Annotated in this window: 13 protein-coding genes and 1 pseudogene; 8 read left to right on the top strand and 6 right to left on the bottom strand. The window is 70.6% G+C overall.

Translation table 11 applies throughout. The features are described from left to right. The first annotated feature begins 156 nt into the window (after positions 1–156). From AQJ46_RS29640 to AQJ46_RS29625, 4 genes are all read left to right on the top strand, one after another. On the top strand, positions 157–3,444 hold the full coding sequence (locus tag AQJ46_RS29640; RefSeq protein ID WP_059208484.1) for a sensor histidine kinase: 3,288 nt from the start codon (positions 157–159) through the stop codon (positions 3,442–3,444). A gap of 10 nt (positions 3,445–3,454) precedes the next feature. Beyond that, positions 3,455–3,868 carry a roadblock/LC7 domain-containing protein gene (locus AQJ46_RS29635; protein ID WP_007384910.1) on the top strand — a complete coding sequence of 138 codons (414 nt, stop codon included), beginning with the start codon at positions 3,455–3,457 and terminating at the stop codon, positions 3,866–3,868. 101 nt (positions 3,869–3,969) lie between these two features. Continuing rightward, positions 3,970–4,560: a DUF742 domain-containing protein gene (locus AQJ46_RS29630; RefSeq protein ID WP_059208483.1), complete on the top strand. Its 591-nt coding sequence runs from the start codon at positions 3,970–3,972 to the stop codon at positions 4,558–4,560. Then, entirely contained in the window at positions 4,541–5,122 is a 582-nt protein-coding gene (locus AQJ46_RS29625) for a GTP-binding protein (protein ID WP_009314218.1), read from the top strand. The genes AQJ46_RS29630 and AQJ46_RS29625 overlap by 20 nt, the downstream gene beginning before the upstream one ends. Before the next feature lie 161 nt (positions 5,123–5,283). Here AQJ46_RS29625 and AQJ46_RS29620 read toward each other — a convergent pair whose 3' ends face one another. The 3 genes from AQJ46_RS29620 to AQJ46_RS29610 form a co-directional block, all read right to left on the bottom strand. Beyond that, positions 5,284–5,475, bottom strand: a complete 192-nt coding sequence (locus tag AQJ46_RS29620; RefSeq protein ID WP_057616439.1) for an acyl-CoA carboxylase subunit epsilon — start codon at positions 5,473–5,475, stop codon at positions 5,284–5,286. Between the two features lie 57 nt (positions 5,476–5,532). Continuing rightward, entirely contained in the window at positions 5,533–7,152 is a 1,620-nt protein-coding gene (locus tag AQJ46_RS29615) for an acyl-CoA carboxylase subunit beta (protein WP_059208482.1), read from the bottom strand. A gap of 151 nt (positions 7,153–7,303) precedes the next feature. Further along, a complete protein-coding gene (locus tag AQJ46_RS29610) occupies positions 7,304–9,631 on the bottom strand; it encodes a polysaccharide lyase 8 family protein (RefSeq protein WP_059208481.1) in 2,328 nt (775 codons plus the stop codon). A gap of 134 nt (positions 9,632–9,765) precedes the next feature. Between AQJ46_RS29610 and AQJ46_RS29605 the strand changes: the two genes are divergently transcribed. After that, complete coding sequence (locus AQJ46_RS29605; RefSeq protein ID WP_057616433.1) at positions 9,766–10,320, top strand: YceI family protein; 555 nt, start codon at positions 9,766–9,768, stop codon at positions 10,318–10,320. Positions 10,321–10,433: 113 nt separating this feature from the next. Here AQJ46_RS29605 and AQJ46_RS29600 read toward each other — a convergent pair whose 3' ends face one another. Continuing rightward, complete coding sequence (locus tag AQJ46_RS29600; protein WP_059208480.1) at positions 10,434–11,552, bottom strand: FUSC family protein; 1,119 nt, start codon at positions 11,550–11,552, stop codon at positions 10,434–10,436. Positions 11,553–11,612: 60 nt separating this feature from the next. On the opposite strand from AQJ46_RS29600, the gene AQJ46_RS58505 reads away from it, so the two are divergent. Continuing rightward, positions 11,613–12,050, top strand: a complete 438-nt coding sequence (locus tag AQJ46_RS58505; RefSeq protein ID WP_059208479.1) for a MarR family winged helix-turn-helix transcriptional regulator — start codon at positions 11,613–11,615, stop codon at positions 12,048–12,050. A 146-nt stretch (positions 12,051–12,196) separates the two neighbouring features. Next, complete coding sequence (locus AQJ46_RS29590; RefSeq protein WP_059208478.1) at positions 12,197–12,979, top strand: S1 family peptidase; 783 nt, start codon at positions 12,197–12,199, stop codon at positions 12,977–12,979. 109 nt (positions 12,980–13,088) lie between these two features. Here AQJ46_RS29590 and AQJ46_RS29585 read toward each other — a convergent pair whose 3' ends face one another. Both AQJ46_RS29585 and AQJ46_RS59480 read right to left on the bottom strand, forming a co-directional pair. Then, on the bottom strand, positions 13,089–14,474 hold the full coding sequence (locus tag AQJ46_RS29585; RefSeq protein WP_059208477.1) for a hypothetical protein: 1,386 nt from the start codon (positions 14,472–14,474) through the stop codon (positions 13,089–13,091). Between the two features lie 50 nt (positions 14,475–14,524). Next, a pseudogene (locus AQJ46_RS59480) lies at positions 14,525–14,765 on the bottom strand (hypothetical protein); the annotation flags it as partial. Between the two features lie 121 nt (positions 14,766–14,886). Between AQJ46_RS59480 and AQJ46_RS29580 the strand changes: the two are divergent. Continuing rightward, positions 14,887–15,375, top strand: a complete 489-nt coding sequence (locus AQJ46_RS29580; protein WP_059208476.1) for a hypothetical protein — start codon at positions 14,887–14,889, stop codon at positions 15,373–15,375. Positions 15,376–15,379 lie beyond the last annotated feature (4 nt).

The following is a 15,379-nucleotide window of genomic DNA, read 5'->3' as shown; positions in this document are numbered from 1 at the left end:
ATCCGCGCGTACCACTGTTTGGTGGTGCGGAGGCCGTCGTGCTGGAATGCGTGAACTGCCCAATAGTCAAAGACGTACTCATCAGTCGATGACACTGGGCTCTGAGAGACTGCGGCACAACGTAGGTGCCGACCCCTCCGAGAGGTTGTTGGTCGAGTGAGGCGAAGCAAGAACGGTCCCGAGCCGTCGGCCCGGGGCAACTTCACCCCGCCGCCGCGCGGAGCGGCGCCCGCCCCTGTGCCCGGTCCGGACTCGACGGCCGCGCCGTCGTCCAGCGGTGGCCGGTTCTCCCCGCGCAACTGGCGGGTGCCCACCCGGCTGAACGCGATCCTGCTCATACCCGTGATCGTCGGCCTCGTCATGGGCGGCTTCCAGGTCAAGAGCTCGATCGACACCTGGCGTGAGGCCGAGGACGCGGAGAACACCGCCCGTCTGGTGCGGGCCTCCCTCAGCTACGCCGACGCCCTCTACAACGAGCGCGACAGCACCGCCGCCCCGCTGCTGAGCGGCCAGGGCCAGGACAACGCCACGGTCGTCGCCGCCCGCAAGAAGACCGACGAGGCCGCGGACGCCTTCGACGAGGCCGCCCAGAACATGCCGCAGAAGGCGGGCCTGCAGCGCCGCCTCACGCTGTTCCGGGACGGCGAGGGAGGGCTCCAGACGCTGCGCGCGGGCGCCTACACCTCCTCCAAGCTCACCGGCGTGAAGACCGAAGAGGGCTACACCCAGATCGCGCACCCGCTGACGGAGTTCGCCAACGAGCTCGGCCTGGGCACCGGCAACATCACCAGCTACGGCCGTACCGTCTACGCCATCGAGCTCACCAAGGCGGCCCTGTCGCTGCAGCGCTCCATCGGCATGCACCTGCTGATCAAGCCCGGCCCCGGGCTGAGCAGCTTCGCCAGCCAGAAGGTCGCCCTCTCCTCGTACGCGTATCTGGAGGGCATCGCCGTCGAGGAGTACGTCGGCGGCGGCACCGAGGCCGACGCGGCGAAGCTCGACACCGCGAAGAAGCAGATCCAGGCCGAGGGCGCGGCGCTCGCGAAGGAGGCGGCGGCCAAGAACCCGAACTACGTCCCGCCGCCGTCCAACCCCGTGGACATGGTCTCCAGCCTCGCCCAGCTGCCGTCGATGGACGAGAGCGCCCGTGAGGCGCTCGGCAAGGACGGCATCACCGCCGAGAACTGGTGGGCGGTCAACACCCTCAAGTACAACGCGTACCGCCAGATCGAGACCGACCTGGCCGACACCGCGGTGAACGAGGCCGCGAGCATCGCCGACGACGCCAAGCGCGACGCGTTCATCGTGGGTGCCGCCGTCGTGGTCGCCCTGCTCCTCGCGTTCATCCTGGCCGGTGCGGTCGCCCGCCAGATGTCCCGCTCGATGCGCCAGCTGCGCAACGCCGCCTTCGGCATCGCCGAGCAGCGCCTGCCGATGCTGGTCGACCAGCTCTCGCGCACCGACCCCGGCCGCGTCGACACCCGGGTCGCCCCGATCCCGATCAACACCAAGGACGAGATCGGCGAGGTCGCCCGCGCCTTCGACCAGGTCCACCGCGAGGCCGTACGACTCGCCTCCGAGCAGGCCCTGCTGCGGGGCAACATCAACGCGATCTTCACCAACCTGTCCCGGCGCAACCAGTCGCTGATCGAGGGCCAGCTGACCCTGATCACCGACCTGGAGAACAACGAGGCAGACCCGGACCAGCTGGAGAACCTCTTCCGCCTGGACCACCTCGCGACCCGTATGCGCCGCAACGGCGAGAACCTCCTGGTCCTCGCCGGCGAGGAGCCCGGCCGCCGCTGGGACCAGCCGGTCCCGCTGGTCGACGTGCTGCGCGCCGCCTCCTCCGAGGTGGAGCAGTACGAGCGCATCGAGCTGTCCGGCGTCCCGGAGGCCGAGATCCACGGCCGCGCGGTCACCGACCTCGTGCACCTGCTCGCCGAGCTCCTGGAGAACGCCACGACGTTCTCCTCCCCGCAGACCAAGGTCCGCGTGACCGCGACCCGTCTCCCCGACGGCCGCGTCATGATCGAGATCCACGACAAGGGCATCGGCCTCACCGCCGAGGACTTCGCGGACATCAACCACAAGCTGGCCAACCCGCCGACCGTGGACGCCGCGATCTCCCAGCGCATGGGCCTGTTCGTGGTCGGCCGGCTGTCCGACCGGCACGGCATCCGCGTCCAGCTGCGCCCCTCGGGCGAGCAGGCCGGCACCACCTCGCTGGTCATGCTGCCGGACGCGATCACCCACGGCGGCGGCGGCGAGCACCAGCCGGACCGTGACGAGTTCACGGTCTCGCAGATCATCCCGGAGCAGAACTTCGGCGGCGAGAACTTCAACAACGGCCTGCCGATGCGTACGGCCGCGGAGCTCGGCTTCGACGACAGCCGCTACTCCGAGGTCCCGGACGACATACGCGAGCTGGACCCGGTCGGCCGCTCCCTGATGCGCGAGGAGCGCCGCGCGGCCCTGGAGTCCCAGAACGGCGGCGAGCCGCCCGCTCTCCAGGGTCCGAACCCGTCGTACACCGAAGCGTTCGACGCTCCCCAGAGCGCCCCGCAGACCGGTTACGACAACGGCCGGAGCGGCTTCCCGGAGCAGCAGCCCGCCGCGTACGACCAGCAGACGTCGTACGAGGAGGCGCAGCAGGCGCCGTACGAGGAGCAGCGGCAGACGGCGTACGAGGAGCCGAAGCGCCCGGCGTACGACGAGCCGTACTTCGCGCAGAACGGCGGCCTGCCGCAGAACGACACCTTCTCCCCCAACGGCGGCTACCCGGAGCCCTCCTATACGGAGCCGGTCCAGGAGGAGCCCGCGCCGGTGCACGCGGCCGCGCCGGAGACCTTCTCGGGATTCGAGGAGCGCCGCTACCAGGATGACTGGCCGCAGGCGGACGGTTACCAGAACGGCTACCCGGACCAGTACGCTCCGGAAGCGGAATCTGTGCAGGCCGCTGACGTGAGTGAGCGCGACCGCGTAGGCTTCGAACGTCCGGGGCCGGCCCCCGCCACCGTGGGTCACGAGATGACCGACGCCGGGCTCCCCCGCCGTGGCTCCACCGGAAGCGGCGCCAACAGCTCGAACGGCACGCGGCACGCGACCCAGGAGCCGTCGGCCTCCGCGCCGGAGAGCAACGGCGGCGGCGAATCCTGGCGCTCGGCCAACGACGCGCGGTGGCAGCAGGCCTCCCAGCTCCGGAAGCCCAAGGCGGGCGGGGTCACCTCCTCCGGTCTGCCGCGGCGGGTGCCCAAGGCCAACCTGGTCGAGGGAGCCGCCGAATCCACCCCCCAGGGGGGCCCATCGGTCTCCCGTGCTCCCGAGGACGTCCGGGGCAGGCTGAGCAATCTGCGTCGCGGTGTCCAGCGGGGCCGCAACGCCGGCAGTGAAACGAACGGTCAGGGCTTCGGTTCTGACAGCACCTACAACCAGGAGCGTTAGTGTGAGCCCGATGAGCCAGGCGGCGCAGAACCTGAACTGGTTGATCACCAACTTCGTGGACAACACCCCGGGGGTGTCCCACACCGTGGTGGTCTCCGCCGACGGACTCCTTCTGGCGATGTCCGAAGGCTTTCCGCGCGACCGGGCCGACCAGCTTGCGGCCGTCGCCTCCGGTCTGACCTCGCTGACCGCGGGTGCCTCGCGCATCTTCGAGGGCGGCGCCGTGAATCAGACGGTTGTGGAGATGGAGCGGGGATTCCTGTTCATCATGTCCGTATCCGACGGTTCCTCGCTCGCGGTCCTCGCGCACCCCGAGGCGGACATCGGCCTCATTGGGTACGAGATGGCCCTCCTGGTGGACCGAGCCGGTTCGGTCCTGACGCCCGATCTGCGTGCGGAGCTCCAGGGCAGCTTGCTCAACTGACAGACAGACGGTGCGTTTTGGCGTCCCGGGGCCGTAAGGTTTCGGGACGCGGCTCCACACAGCGTGATGGGTGCCCCGGCACAGTCGGAGGAGGAGAGAAAGTGGCAACACCCCCAGGTGGTTCATCTGGCAATTGGTCGTACGGCCCTGGCCAGGGTCAGAACGACGGTTCCCAGAACCCGAACCGCTACAACTTCCCCTCCGCACCCAGCCAGCGGCGTCAGCAGCCGTACGCGCCCCAGGGCCCGCAGGGTCCCGGGCCGTCGCCGTACGACCAGCCGCCCGCCCCGCGCATCCAGCCCGTGCAGCCGCAGCGACGCACCCCTGAGCCTTCACCCGCGGGAGGCGCCAGCAATCCCCTGGTGCGCCCGTACGCCATGACGGGCGGCCGTACCCGCCCGCGCTACCAGCTCGCCATCGAGGCGCTGGTGCACACCACCGCGCAGCCGCACCAGATGCAGGGCCATTTGCCCGAGCATCAGCGGATCTGCAACCTCTGCCGGGAGATCAAGTCGGTAGCCGAGATCTCGGCGTTGCTGACCATCCCCCTCGGCGTGGCCAGGATCCTCGTCGCCGACTTGGCGGAGGCGGGCCTGGTCGCCATCCATCAGCCCGGCGGCGACGAGAACGCCGGCGGCCAGCCAGACGTGACACTGCTCGAAAGGGTGCTCAGTGGACTTCGCAAGCTCTAGCGGCGGTCCTTCCCGCTCCACCACCTCGGCGAAGATCGTGGTGGCGGGTGGCTTCGGCGTGGGCAAGACCACGTTCGTCGGGGCCGTTTCGGAGATCAACCCGCTGCGCACAGAGGCCGTGATGACATCCGCGTCGGCGGGCATCGACGACCTCACCCACACCGGTGACAAGACGACCACCACGGTCGCCATGGACTTCGGCCGCATCACCCTGGACCAGGACCTGATCCTGTACCTCTTCGGTACGCCCGGTCAGGACCGCTTCTGGTTCATGTGGGACGACCTGGTCCGCGGTGCCATCGGTGCGATCGTCCTCGTTGACACGAGGCGCCTTGCCGACTGCTTCCCGGCGGTCGACTACTTCGAGAACTCGGGGCTTCCTTTTGTGATCGCCCTGAACGGGTTCGACGGGCAGCAGCCGTACAACCCGGACGAGGTGCGGGAGGCTCTGCAGATCGGGCCGGACACTCCGATCATCACGACGGACGCGCGGCACCGGGCAGATGCGAAGTCCGCTCTCATCACGTTGGTCGAGCACGCGTTGATGGCTCGCTTGCGGTAACGGCTACGGGGCTGCCTCGGACGGTTGTGTGCCGTCTGCGGGCAGCCCTGTGCTTGCTCGCGCCCACGCGGCGGAGCCGCAAATCGATACAGCCCCGCGCCCCTGACAACGCCTAGGGCCCCCTCTCTGTCGAGAGGGGGCCCTAGGCGTTGTCTGAGGGCTCAGTGCCAGCTGTGCGGGGCGCGGAAGCCGCCCTCGCGCTCCAGGCGGCGCCAGCCGGCCTTGGGGCGGGCTCGGTGGGCCGGGGTGGACGACGGGGCGGCCGCCGCGCGAGCCAGGAGGATCGCCGTGATGGCGGCGACTTCCTCGGGCTCGGCGTGGCCCTTCTCGACGCGGATGTCAGGGGTGCTCATAGGTCACAGTCTCCGTGAGAGAGGTTTCCGCGAGGGTGTCGCGGAGGGTCCGCGGGGTTACTGCGGAGGGTTGCCGTGCTTACGGGAGGGCAGGTCGGCGTGCTTCGACTGGAGCATCGCCAGGGACCGGATCAGGACCTCGCGGGTCTCCGCCGGGTCGATGACGTCGTCCACCAGGCCGCGCTCCGCCGCGTAGTACGGGTGCATCAGCTCGGACTTGTACTCCTTGACCATGCGGGCCCGCATGGCCTCGGGGTCCTCGGCCTCGGCGATCTGACGCCTGAAGATGACGTTGGCGGCACCTTCGGCTCCCATCACCGCGATCTCGTTCGTCGGCCAGGCGTAGGTGAGGTCCGCGCCGATGGACTGGCTGTCCATGACGATGTAGGCCCCGCCGTAGGCCTTGCGCAGGATCAGGGAGATCCTCGGCACGGTGGCGTTGCAGTACGCGTACAGCAGCTTGGCGCCGTGGCGGATGATTCCGCCGTGCTCCTGGTCGACGCCCGGAAGGAACCCGGGGACGTCCAGGAAAGTGACGATCGGGATGTTAAAAGCGTCACACATCTGGACAAAGCGCGCAGCTTTTTCCGACGCCTCGATGTCCAGGACACCGGCGAGCGAGGAGGGCTGGTTGGCCACGATGCCGACGACCTGGCCGTCGAGCCGGGCCAGCGCGCAGATGATGTTGCGGGCCCAGCGCTCGTGGACCTCCAGGTAGTCGCCGTCGTCGACGATCTCCTCGATGACCTTGGTCATGTCGTACGGCCGGTTGCCGTCCGCCGGTACCAGGTCGAGCAGCACGTCGCCGCGCCGGTCGGCGGCGTCCGCGGACTCCACGCGCGGCGGGTTCTCCCGGTTGTTCTGCGGGAGCATCGACAGCAGGTAGCGCACCTCGGCGAGGCACGTCTCCTCGTCGTCGTAGGCGAAGTGGCAGACACCGGACGTCTCGGCGTGCACGTCCGCGCCGCCGAGGCCGTTCTGGGTGATCTCCTCGCCCGTCACCGCCTTCACCACATCCGGTCCCGTGATGAACATCTGGGACGTCTCGCGGACCATGAAGACGAAGTCCGTCAGGGCGGGCGAGTAGGCCGCGCCGCCGGCGCACGGGCCGAGCATCACCGAGATCTGCGGGATGACACCCGACGCCTTGGTGTTGCGCTGGAAGATGCCGCCGTAGCCCGCGAGGGCGGAGACGCCTTCCTGGATACGGGCGCCCGCGCCGTCGTTCAGGGAGACCAGAGGCGCTCCCGCCGCGATGGCCATGTCCATGATCTTGTGGATCTTCGTGGCGTGGGCCTCGCCCAGCGCGCCGCCGAAGATGCGGAAGTCGTGGGCGTAGACGAAGACCGTACGGCCCTCCACCGTGCCCCAGCCGGTGATGACACCGTCGGTGTACGGCTTCTTGGCCTCCAGGCCGAACCCGGTCGCCCGGTGCCGGCGAAGCTGCTCGACCTCCTGGAAGGAACCCGCGTCGAGGAGCAGCTCGATGCGCTCCCGTGCGGTCAGCTTGCCCTTGGCGTGCTGCGCCTCGGTCGCCTTCTCGCTGGGGCCGGCCAGGGCCGCCGCACGGATCACGTGCAGTTCGGCCACCCGTCCGCGCGCGTCCGTCGGCTCACCCGACGGCTCACCCGTCAGCTCGCCCGTCGTCTCACCCGGCGCCTCATCCAAAACGGTCATGTAGTGACCTTACGAAGACCCGCGAGGAATGCGAGCCGTCGACTCCTCACAGTCTCCGGCCCGTTTTCCTGGTGCCACTGAACAGAACCCGGGAGGCATGCAGGCGTTCTGACTGCTCAGGGGGGCTGCCGCTTGTAGAGGTCTGACAAAGTCAGGGCGTGAGAGTCACCTCACATCCATGCGTGGCGCATGCCGTCCCCGGGGTGACACGCAGGTGCAGCAGGCGGCCCGTGGCGCGGATTTCCACCGTGTCGTCGGCCCGTACGACCGAGCGCACGGGACGGTTCCAGATGATCTCCAGCGGTTCGCCCGAACGGGGTGGCTCGGCCACGGAGAGCGTAGCGGTACGACCCCTGCGGCGGACCATCACGCTCGCCCCGGCCGACGCGGTGAGCGGACCCGCGGTGCCGGCCCGCCAGAAGTTCGCGGCGGTCAGCCCCAGGCGGTCGACGCGGACCGCCTGGCACACGCTGTCGTTGGCGAGGACCGACAGCCAGTGGCGGTCGGCGGCGCGGGCGGCGACGGCGTGACGGGAGGCCCCGGGCATCAGGACATAGGTGTACGAGGCGTCCACGGGGTCGGTGCCGTGGTCGAGCCAGAGGGTCTGCCAGCGCCGGGTGCGTCGTTCGGTCGTACTGGAGGTGTTGATGTCGGACCAGGCGCCGGTGCGGTCCTCGCGCAGGGCGCGCAGGTCGCCGGGGACGAGCCAGCCTCCGTGCCCCTCCAGGTGCGCCCAGCCCCGTCCCCGTACGAAGGACTGGGTCCCGCCCTCCCCCAGGTTGCGGTTGTCGACGACGGTCTCGACGGGGACGGCGTCGGTGCAGGTGATGCCCGCGCCGAGGCAGATCACCGCGTCCGCGACGCAGAACCACGACTTGCGGGCCTGCAGAGTCGACTCCAGTCCCTTCAGGTGCTGGCCGATCGCCGCGTACTCACCGTCGGTCGCGCCGCCGACCCAGCGGACGTCCGGCTTGGGCTCGCCCCACTCGCCGCCGGCCCGGTCGGCAAGACGTTTCGTGGAGACGGTCGTGCCGGGGAGGCGGTACCAGTCGACGGTCGGCCAGTACCAGTCCGTGTACTGGTCGGCCCGGCCGTCGGCCCACCAGGAGAGCATTCCGGCGCCGGTGTGCCAGCCTCGCGGGTTCTCGCCGTTGCCGCATTCGTAGGCGGCGATGCGGTCGCTCGCCATGGCGATGTTCGCGACGAATCCGGGGCGGCAGTGGACGGCCCTGTCCATGGCGGCGAAGAGCGTGTGCCCGACGGGTTCGGGGGTGGCGGGGACGGGGGACGCGGCCACCGCGTGCAGCCGGGCGAGGTCGGCCACGTCGAACTGGGGTGCCGTCAGGATCGGTGTGACGGTGTCCCGTTCGATCCAGCCCTTCACCAGTCCGTACCAGCGGAACCGCTCCTCCTCGCTCGCTCCGCCGGCCAGCAGCGCGATGGCGGCGATGATCCCCTGGCCGTGGAAGTGGTCGCCGCGCAGGACGTGGCGGTCGTCGCCCTTGAGGTGACCGCGGCTGATGGCACGGCCGTTGACGCTGTCCATCACCAGTCCGTCGTGGATCAGCGGGGCGTAGGCGCGCTCGACGCTGTCGAGGACGGTCTGCCGGTGCGGGTCGGTCACCTCCCACTCGGACCCGGCGAGCAGGGCGAAGAGGCGACCGAGGCCGTCGAGCAGTACCTGGCCGTAGGTGCCGGAGTAGGCGACCCAGGTGTGCTGGACGAAGGAGCCGTCGGCGTAGAGGCCGTCGCCTTTCGTGACGTACGGGAAGACCGGCGAGAGGGCGTCGCGGGCGAGGGCGATCCGGTCGGGGGCGCTGCCGAGGATGCCGCGCAGGACGACGGAGCGGCACAGGTCGACGCGGTTGGCGCCGGTGGAGGTGCCGGAGTAGTCGGTGAGCATGGCGTCGGGGATGAAGTGGTCGACGGCGGCGCAGGCCGCCGTGACGCGGTCCGGACCGAGGTGGTCGTACAGAGCGGCCGCGATGTCCATGAGGAGGCGTGGGCTGCCGATCTGCCATTCCCACCAGTTGCCGTAGCGGGTGGTGGAGGGGTTGTACACGGTGGCGGAGAGGTGGTCGAGGCCGCGGAGGACGTCCGCGAGGAGGGTCTCGTCACCAGTGCAGCCGGTGCCCGGCTGGGCGTAGGCCTGGGTCATCGTCCACAGGCGGCCGTAGCTCCGGGTGATGCCGGCCGGGGGGTCGTAGGGCTGGCCGGGCCAGAGGGAGGTGGGGGTCGGGGCCATGGTGGCGCGGAAGCCGCGGGCGCGTTCGCCGGTCTCGGCGAGGCGGGCGGCGTACGGCTGCGCTGCCGGGTCGTAGCCGGTACCGAGGGCGATGTCGAGCCAGCGCCGACGGACGGTGTCGTAGGGGTCGGCTGTGGCGGCGCGGGCGGGCGGGGCGGCGGTGGCCAGGAGCGCCGCCGCGAGTAAGACGGCTCTGCGGGTGGGTCGCACGAGGGCTCTGCGCTGCGGGTTCATACCGGGGCATCTACCACCACCGGGCAATCAGGCCAACACTTCGCGGATGATGTTGAAACCTGTATGGAATAGGTCTACGGTCGTTCGCGTTGAGTGGTTCAACGTTCAACATCCTCACTTCAAGGAGCTACGTCATGACGAACACCGACCTGACCGCGCTGACCGGCGACTACACGATCGACGCCTCCCACTCCACGATCGGCTTCACCGTTCGTCACGCCATGGTCACCAACGTCAAGGGCAAGTTCGACGAGTTCAGCGGCTCGCTGCACCTGGACGGCGGCGACCCGTCCGCGTCGACGGCCTCCATCGACGTCAAGATGGACAGCATCGACACCGGGTCGGAGGACCGTGACGGGCACCTCAAGAGCGCGGACTTCTTCAAGATCGAGGAGTTCCCGACGATGACCTTCCGCTCCACCAAGGCGGAGGCGCTCGGCGACGAGGACTACCGCATCACCGGCGACCTGACGATCCTCGGCACCACCAAGCCGCTCACCATCGACCTCGAGTTCAACGGCGCCGCGAAGGACCCGTTCGGCAACGAGCGCGTGGGCTTCGAGGGCAAGGCGGAGATCAAGCGCTCCGAGTGGGGCCTGACCTGGAACGCGGCCCTGGAGACCGGCGGCGTCCTGATCTCCGACAAGATCAAGCTGAGCTTCGACATCTCCGCGATCAAGAGCGCGTGACCCCGTCGCCGGGGGCGGATACCGGTCGCCGGTGTGGGTGAGTATGAGGCACTGCGGCGGCTCGGGTTGCACCCGAGCCGGCCCTCCGCCGGGAAGCGGTACGCCCTCGCCCGTCACGTGTCCTGAGCGGCACCGCTCCCGGACGGTCGCGCAACTCGCTGATCGGTCCCGGCACTCGGCCGTACGGCATCCCGGGCCGCCGCCCGCCGCTTCGCCACCGGCAGGACCCACCACGCGGACGCCACCGTGAGCGCCGCGCCGACCGCGATCGCCGCGAGGCGGGTGGGCAGAAGGCTCGTCGCGTCCTGGCCGAGCCGGCCGAGGAGGAGCGAGAGGACGGTGGTCATTCCGGCCGCCCAGTAGGCGTAGTTGAGGGGGCGCAGCCACAGGGCGATCGCCAGGACCGTGAACATCAGGGCCACCGAGGCCGGGCCGGTGACCCCGGCGGTGGCGACACCGGCCGCCAGGAGTGTGCCCGCGCAGGCTCCCGCAAGGCGTTCGATTCCCTTGCGTACGACGTCCGTTCGGCCGCGGTTGCCGCTCGCGGCGACATAGGCCGTCAGGACCGCCCAGGGCCAGTGGTCGTCGAAGAGGAGCCGGCCGGCGACGAAGGCGGCGGCGATCGCGGCCGCCAACTGCACCGCCATGCGGGTACTCGGGCGCGGGCGGAGACGGGACGGACGGCGGGGTGGGGAGTTCGGCGGCTCGGGATCGGGCCGCCAGGGACCGTAGCGGTCCCCCAGCCCCTGCACCAGCCACACGCAGGACACCGCCAGCACCCCGATCAGCGCGGCCCAGCCCCAACTCACCAGCGCTCCCTGCGCCTTGGGCGGCAGAGCCGGTCCGGGGACGACCAGGAGGGCGATGAAGGGGAGGGTCATCAGGGTGCCCGCCTTCGTGGCGGCGCGGCCGTAGCGGCGGATCCAGACGGGGGCCGACATCCCGGCCGTGAAGACCACCGCGCCGATGACGTAGTGCGCGGCGATCAACCGGCCGACCAGGATCGAGACCGCCGCCGCCGCGGGCAGCAGGGCCAGCGCGGTGAGACGGAGGCGGGTGTCCGCGGCGCGCTGGGTTCCGGCCAGGGTCAGGGGCAGGGCGACCGCGAGGACGAGGGCGTCGGTGTGCAGTCCGGCGACCGCCTCCAGCCAGAGGGCGAGTGACCAGCAGAGCAGCACGGCTGCCATCGTCAGCCCGGATTCGTACGCGTTGCGTAGGAGTTTGTGCGGCATTAGACGAGAGTACGGGCGAGATGCGGGTTGAGATAGTAAGCATTCGCATACGATTGCCCCATGGACCCACTCACCTCCGCGTCCCGCATTCGACGGGGCGTCGTGCGTCTGAACCGGCGGCTCCGGCAGGAGCGCGGTGACGGCAGCCTCCCCCCGAGCCGGCTGGAGGTGCTCGGGCATCTGCACCGGCACGGGCCCGCCACCCCCGGCGAGGTCGCGGCGGCGCTGCGACAGCGGCCGCAGTCGCTCACCCGGGTCTTCGCCGAACTTGAGGCGGACGGGCTGATGGTTCGCGAGGCAGGCACCGTGGACCGGCGTCAGTCCGTGCTGTCCCTCACCGAGCCGGGGCGGCTGGCGCTGGAGCGGGACATGGGCGAGCGGGACGCCTGGCTGGCCGGGGCGCTGGCGTCCCTGAGCGCGACCGAGCGGGGAGTGCTGGAGCTGGCCGCGGAGTTGATGGAGCGGGTCGCCGACCTGGAGCCGCCCGCATCTGGCTGAATCGCACCCCTTGTGCGCGAGTTCACAGGATTCCCATAATCCATCAACAGATTTGACCAGCCCATGTCAGAACTTGGGCGTTTCTTTTGATGCCCAACTTGGCATGAACTCGTCAAAGCCACCCCCCACCTGGAAGAGGCATCACCTTGAAGAACCTCCTCACGGCCCTCAAGAGATGTCTGGCGGTCGGAGCCGTCGCGCTCGCGATGGCCAGTCTCCAGCCCGTGTCGGCCGCGCAGGCCGCGCCCTCGCCCGTCGTCGGCGGCAGCCGAGCCGCGCAGGGCGAGTTCCCGTTCATGGTGCGCCTGTCCATGGGGTGCGGCGGGGCGCTGTACACCCAGCAGATCGTGCTCACCGCCGCGCACTGTGTGAACGGCACGGGAGCGAACACCAGCATCACCGCCACCGCCGGGGTCGCGGACCTCCAGTCCAGCAGCGGGCGGGTACAGGTCAGGTCGACGTACGTGTACCGGGCGCCCGGGTACAACGGTGACGGCAAGGACTGGGCGCTCATCAAGCTCGCCTCGCCGATCAACCTTCCTACGCTGAAGATCGCGACGACGTCGCAGTACAACACCGGGACCTTCACGGTCGCGGGATGGGGAGCGGCCACCGAAGGCGGGGCTCAGCAGCGGTATCTGCTGAAGGCCACCGTGCCGTTCGTGAGCGACGCCACCTGCCGGAGCTACAGCGGGTACAGCGGGCTCATCGCGAACGAGGAGATCTGCGCGGGGTATGCCTCGGGCGGGGTCGACACCTGCCAGGGGGACTCCGGTGGGCCCATGTTCCGGCGGGACTCGGCGAACGCCTGGGTCCAGGTGGGCATCGTGAGCTGGGGCATAGGGTGCGCCCGGGCGAATGCGCCCGGGGTCTACACCGAGGCGTCCACGTTCGCCTCGGCGATCGCTTCGGCGGCCGCGTCGCTGTGAGGTGAGGCGGGTTTCGTACGGTCTTTCGCGGGTCCGGTGCGTTGGGCGCCGGGCCCGCGGTTTTCGCCCCCCTCCTCAAACGCCGGAGGGGCTGAATGAGCCCGAGCGGTCAGAAGCCGCCTCCGCCGAAGTCCCCTCCTCCACCGAAATCGCCACCGCCTCCGAAGTCCCCGCCACCCCCGAAGCCGCCGAAGTCCCCGGAGTCGAAGTCCGAGCCGGAGAGGTCGCCGCCCTCGTAACCGCCGCCGAAATCGCCGTAACCCGAGCCGTAGTCGGCCGCGTAGGCCGGGGCCGCCATCATGCTGCCGAGGACCGTACCGACCAGCAGGCCGGGGAGGAGGCCGCCGCCGAAGTAGCCGCCGGCCCAGGGGCCGTAGGCGGGGCCCGCGTCCCAGTAGGGGCGGCGGCCCTGGTCGGTGTCGACCTCGCGCATCACCGGGTCCCGGCCGTCGGCCAGGCGGGTGGCGTCCGCGGCGCAGACCGGGACCTCGCGCGCGGCCCCGCCCGGCGGCGTCCAGCCGGCGTCCGTGACGGAGGGACCGTGGCGGGGGTCGAAGAAGCAGGGGACCCGGCGCTCGGGAAGCGCACGGCCCTCGCGGCGCGCCGCGAGCTGGGCCAGCGAGAAGCGGCCGTCCTCCAGGGCCTGGGTGACCGCCCGCACGTCCTCGGGTCTCGTGGCCGCTCCCATGAGCGACTTCGCCTGCTCGTACGCGTCCAGGGCCCGCTCGTAGTCGGCGCGCATCACATCGTCGGCGCCCGCTTCGGCCGGGTGGAAGTCCAGCCGGTCCAGTTCCTCGCCGAACGCCGTGATGTCCTCGTCCACCACCACCCGCAGCTTCTCCAGCGCGGCCCGCTGCTCCTCCGCGTGCCGGCGCCGGTTGCGCCGCACCAGCGTGTACGCGCCCGCCCCACCGGCCACGAGCACCGCGCCGACCGTGATCAGTGCCGTGCTCGAGACCCCGCCCCCGTCGTCGGAGGTCTGCCAGGTCGACGGGGCCGAGCCGCCCATGTTGGTGACCGCGGCGGCGGTGAAGTCGGTCAGCTGGGCGCGGGTGTCCTCGCCCTGCACGGTCGTCACCAGGTTCCGTACGGCCGGGCCCGACAGGACCGAGGCGTCGGCGCGGGCGTCGAAGGCGTCGCCCAGGCGGACCGCGTACAGGCCGGTGACGCCGGTCGCGGTGCGCAGCTTCGTGAAGAGGTCCTGCTTCGGGTAGTCGGCGGGCAGCACCGCGACGAACAGTGGCTTGTCCGCCCTCGTGATCCGGTCCGCCAGCGCGTCCGCGTCCTTGGCGGACAGCTGGGCCGCGGCGGCCGGATCGACGTAGACGGGGCTCTCGCGGAGGGCCTGGCCGATGGTGGAGACGCTCGTGTCGGACGTCGAGGCGGTGGCGGTCGGGGCGCCCTGCGACAGGACGAACAGGGCCGCGACCGCCAGGGCGAGGAGCAGCCCCGGAAGGCTTCGGGTCCGTACGACGGCCTGCGCGCTGGCCTTCATACCTCGACGCTACCCGAAGCCTCCCGAAACCGACCTCTTCGGCACCGCTCTCAGTCGGACCTGTACGCCTGAGCCGGCTTCGTCACCGCCTCTCCGTAGTGGCCGGTCAGCAGCGAGTGATCGGCGTCGGCGAAGGGCTTGGCGAAGGGCCGCGGTGATGCCCTTCCGCTGGACGATCAGCCGGGCCTTCGTGACGAGGGCGCGGCCCGTCGCGTCGGCGCCCGCCCGTTCGGCGGCCCTGGCCGCGGCGCCGAGTACCTTGAGCGGGGCCACCCCGTCGGCGCCCTCGGGGCACGTCGGCCATTGCGTCCCGGGCGAGTTGTACGACCGCAACGCAACCGGTGCGCAACGGTGGTCGTGCGGGGGTTCGGCCCGTGATGTGCTCGCAGGGCTGCGTGAAGGGGGCGGGGCGATGAGGCGGGGTGTCTTCGCGGTGGCCGGTGTGGTCGTCGCCGTAGGGCTGTTGAGCGGGTGCGGGGCGGAGATCCTGCCGCTGGTCGCGTTGCGGGTGGACGACGGCGGGGCGCCGGACGTGGTGCTGCGGCCGTGCGGTGACGATCTGATCCAGGGGCTCTCGCTCGAAGGCGCCCCGGCCGGGGACGGGTCCGAGCGGAACCTGTCCGGGTGGCGGGTGCCCGGCAAGCGGCGGGGCGCCGATGCCGAGTTCCCGCTCTTCTCGCCGCCGGCCACCTGGCACGCCCGAGCGGTCGGAGAGCAGCGGCCGGTGCCGTCGTACACCTATGAACTCGCCTTCGGGAAGGCCGAGTTCAACTACGAGTACACAGGCACCGTCACCTTTCGCGCGAGCGACCTCGCCGCCCTGAGGCCCGGTCAGGTCTGGGCCGACGGCCGGGCCATGAGCCTCGGCGAGTTCGAGGAGCTCGCCGAGGACTCGTGCTGAGCGG

The sequence above is a fragment of the Streptomyces canus genome (assembly GCF_001514145.1).
In the GTDB taxonomy this organism is placed as follows: Bacteria; Actinomycetota; Actinomycetes; order Streptomycetales; family Streptomycetaceae; genus Streptomyces; species Streptomyces canus.
The sequence above is the reverse complement of the archived record's forward strand: the minus strand, read 5'-3'. Positions and strand labels throughout refer to the sequence as shown.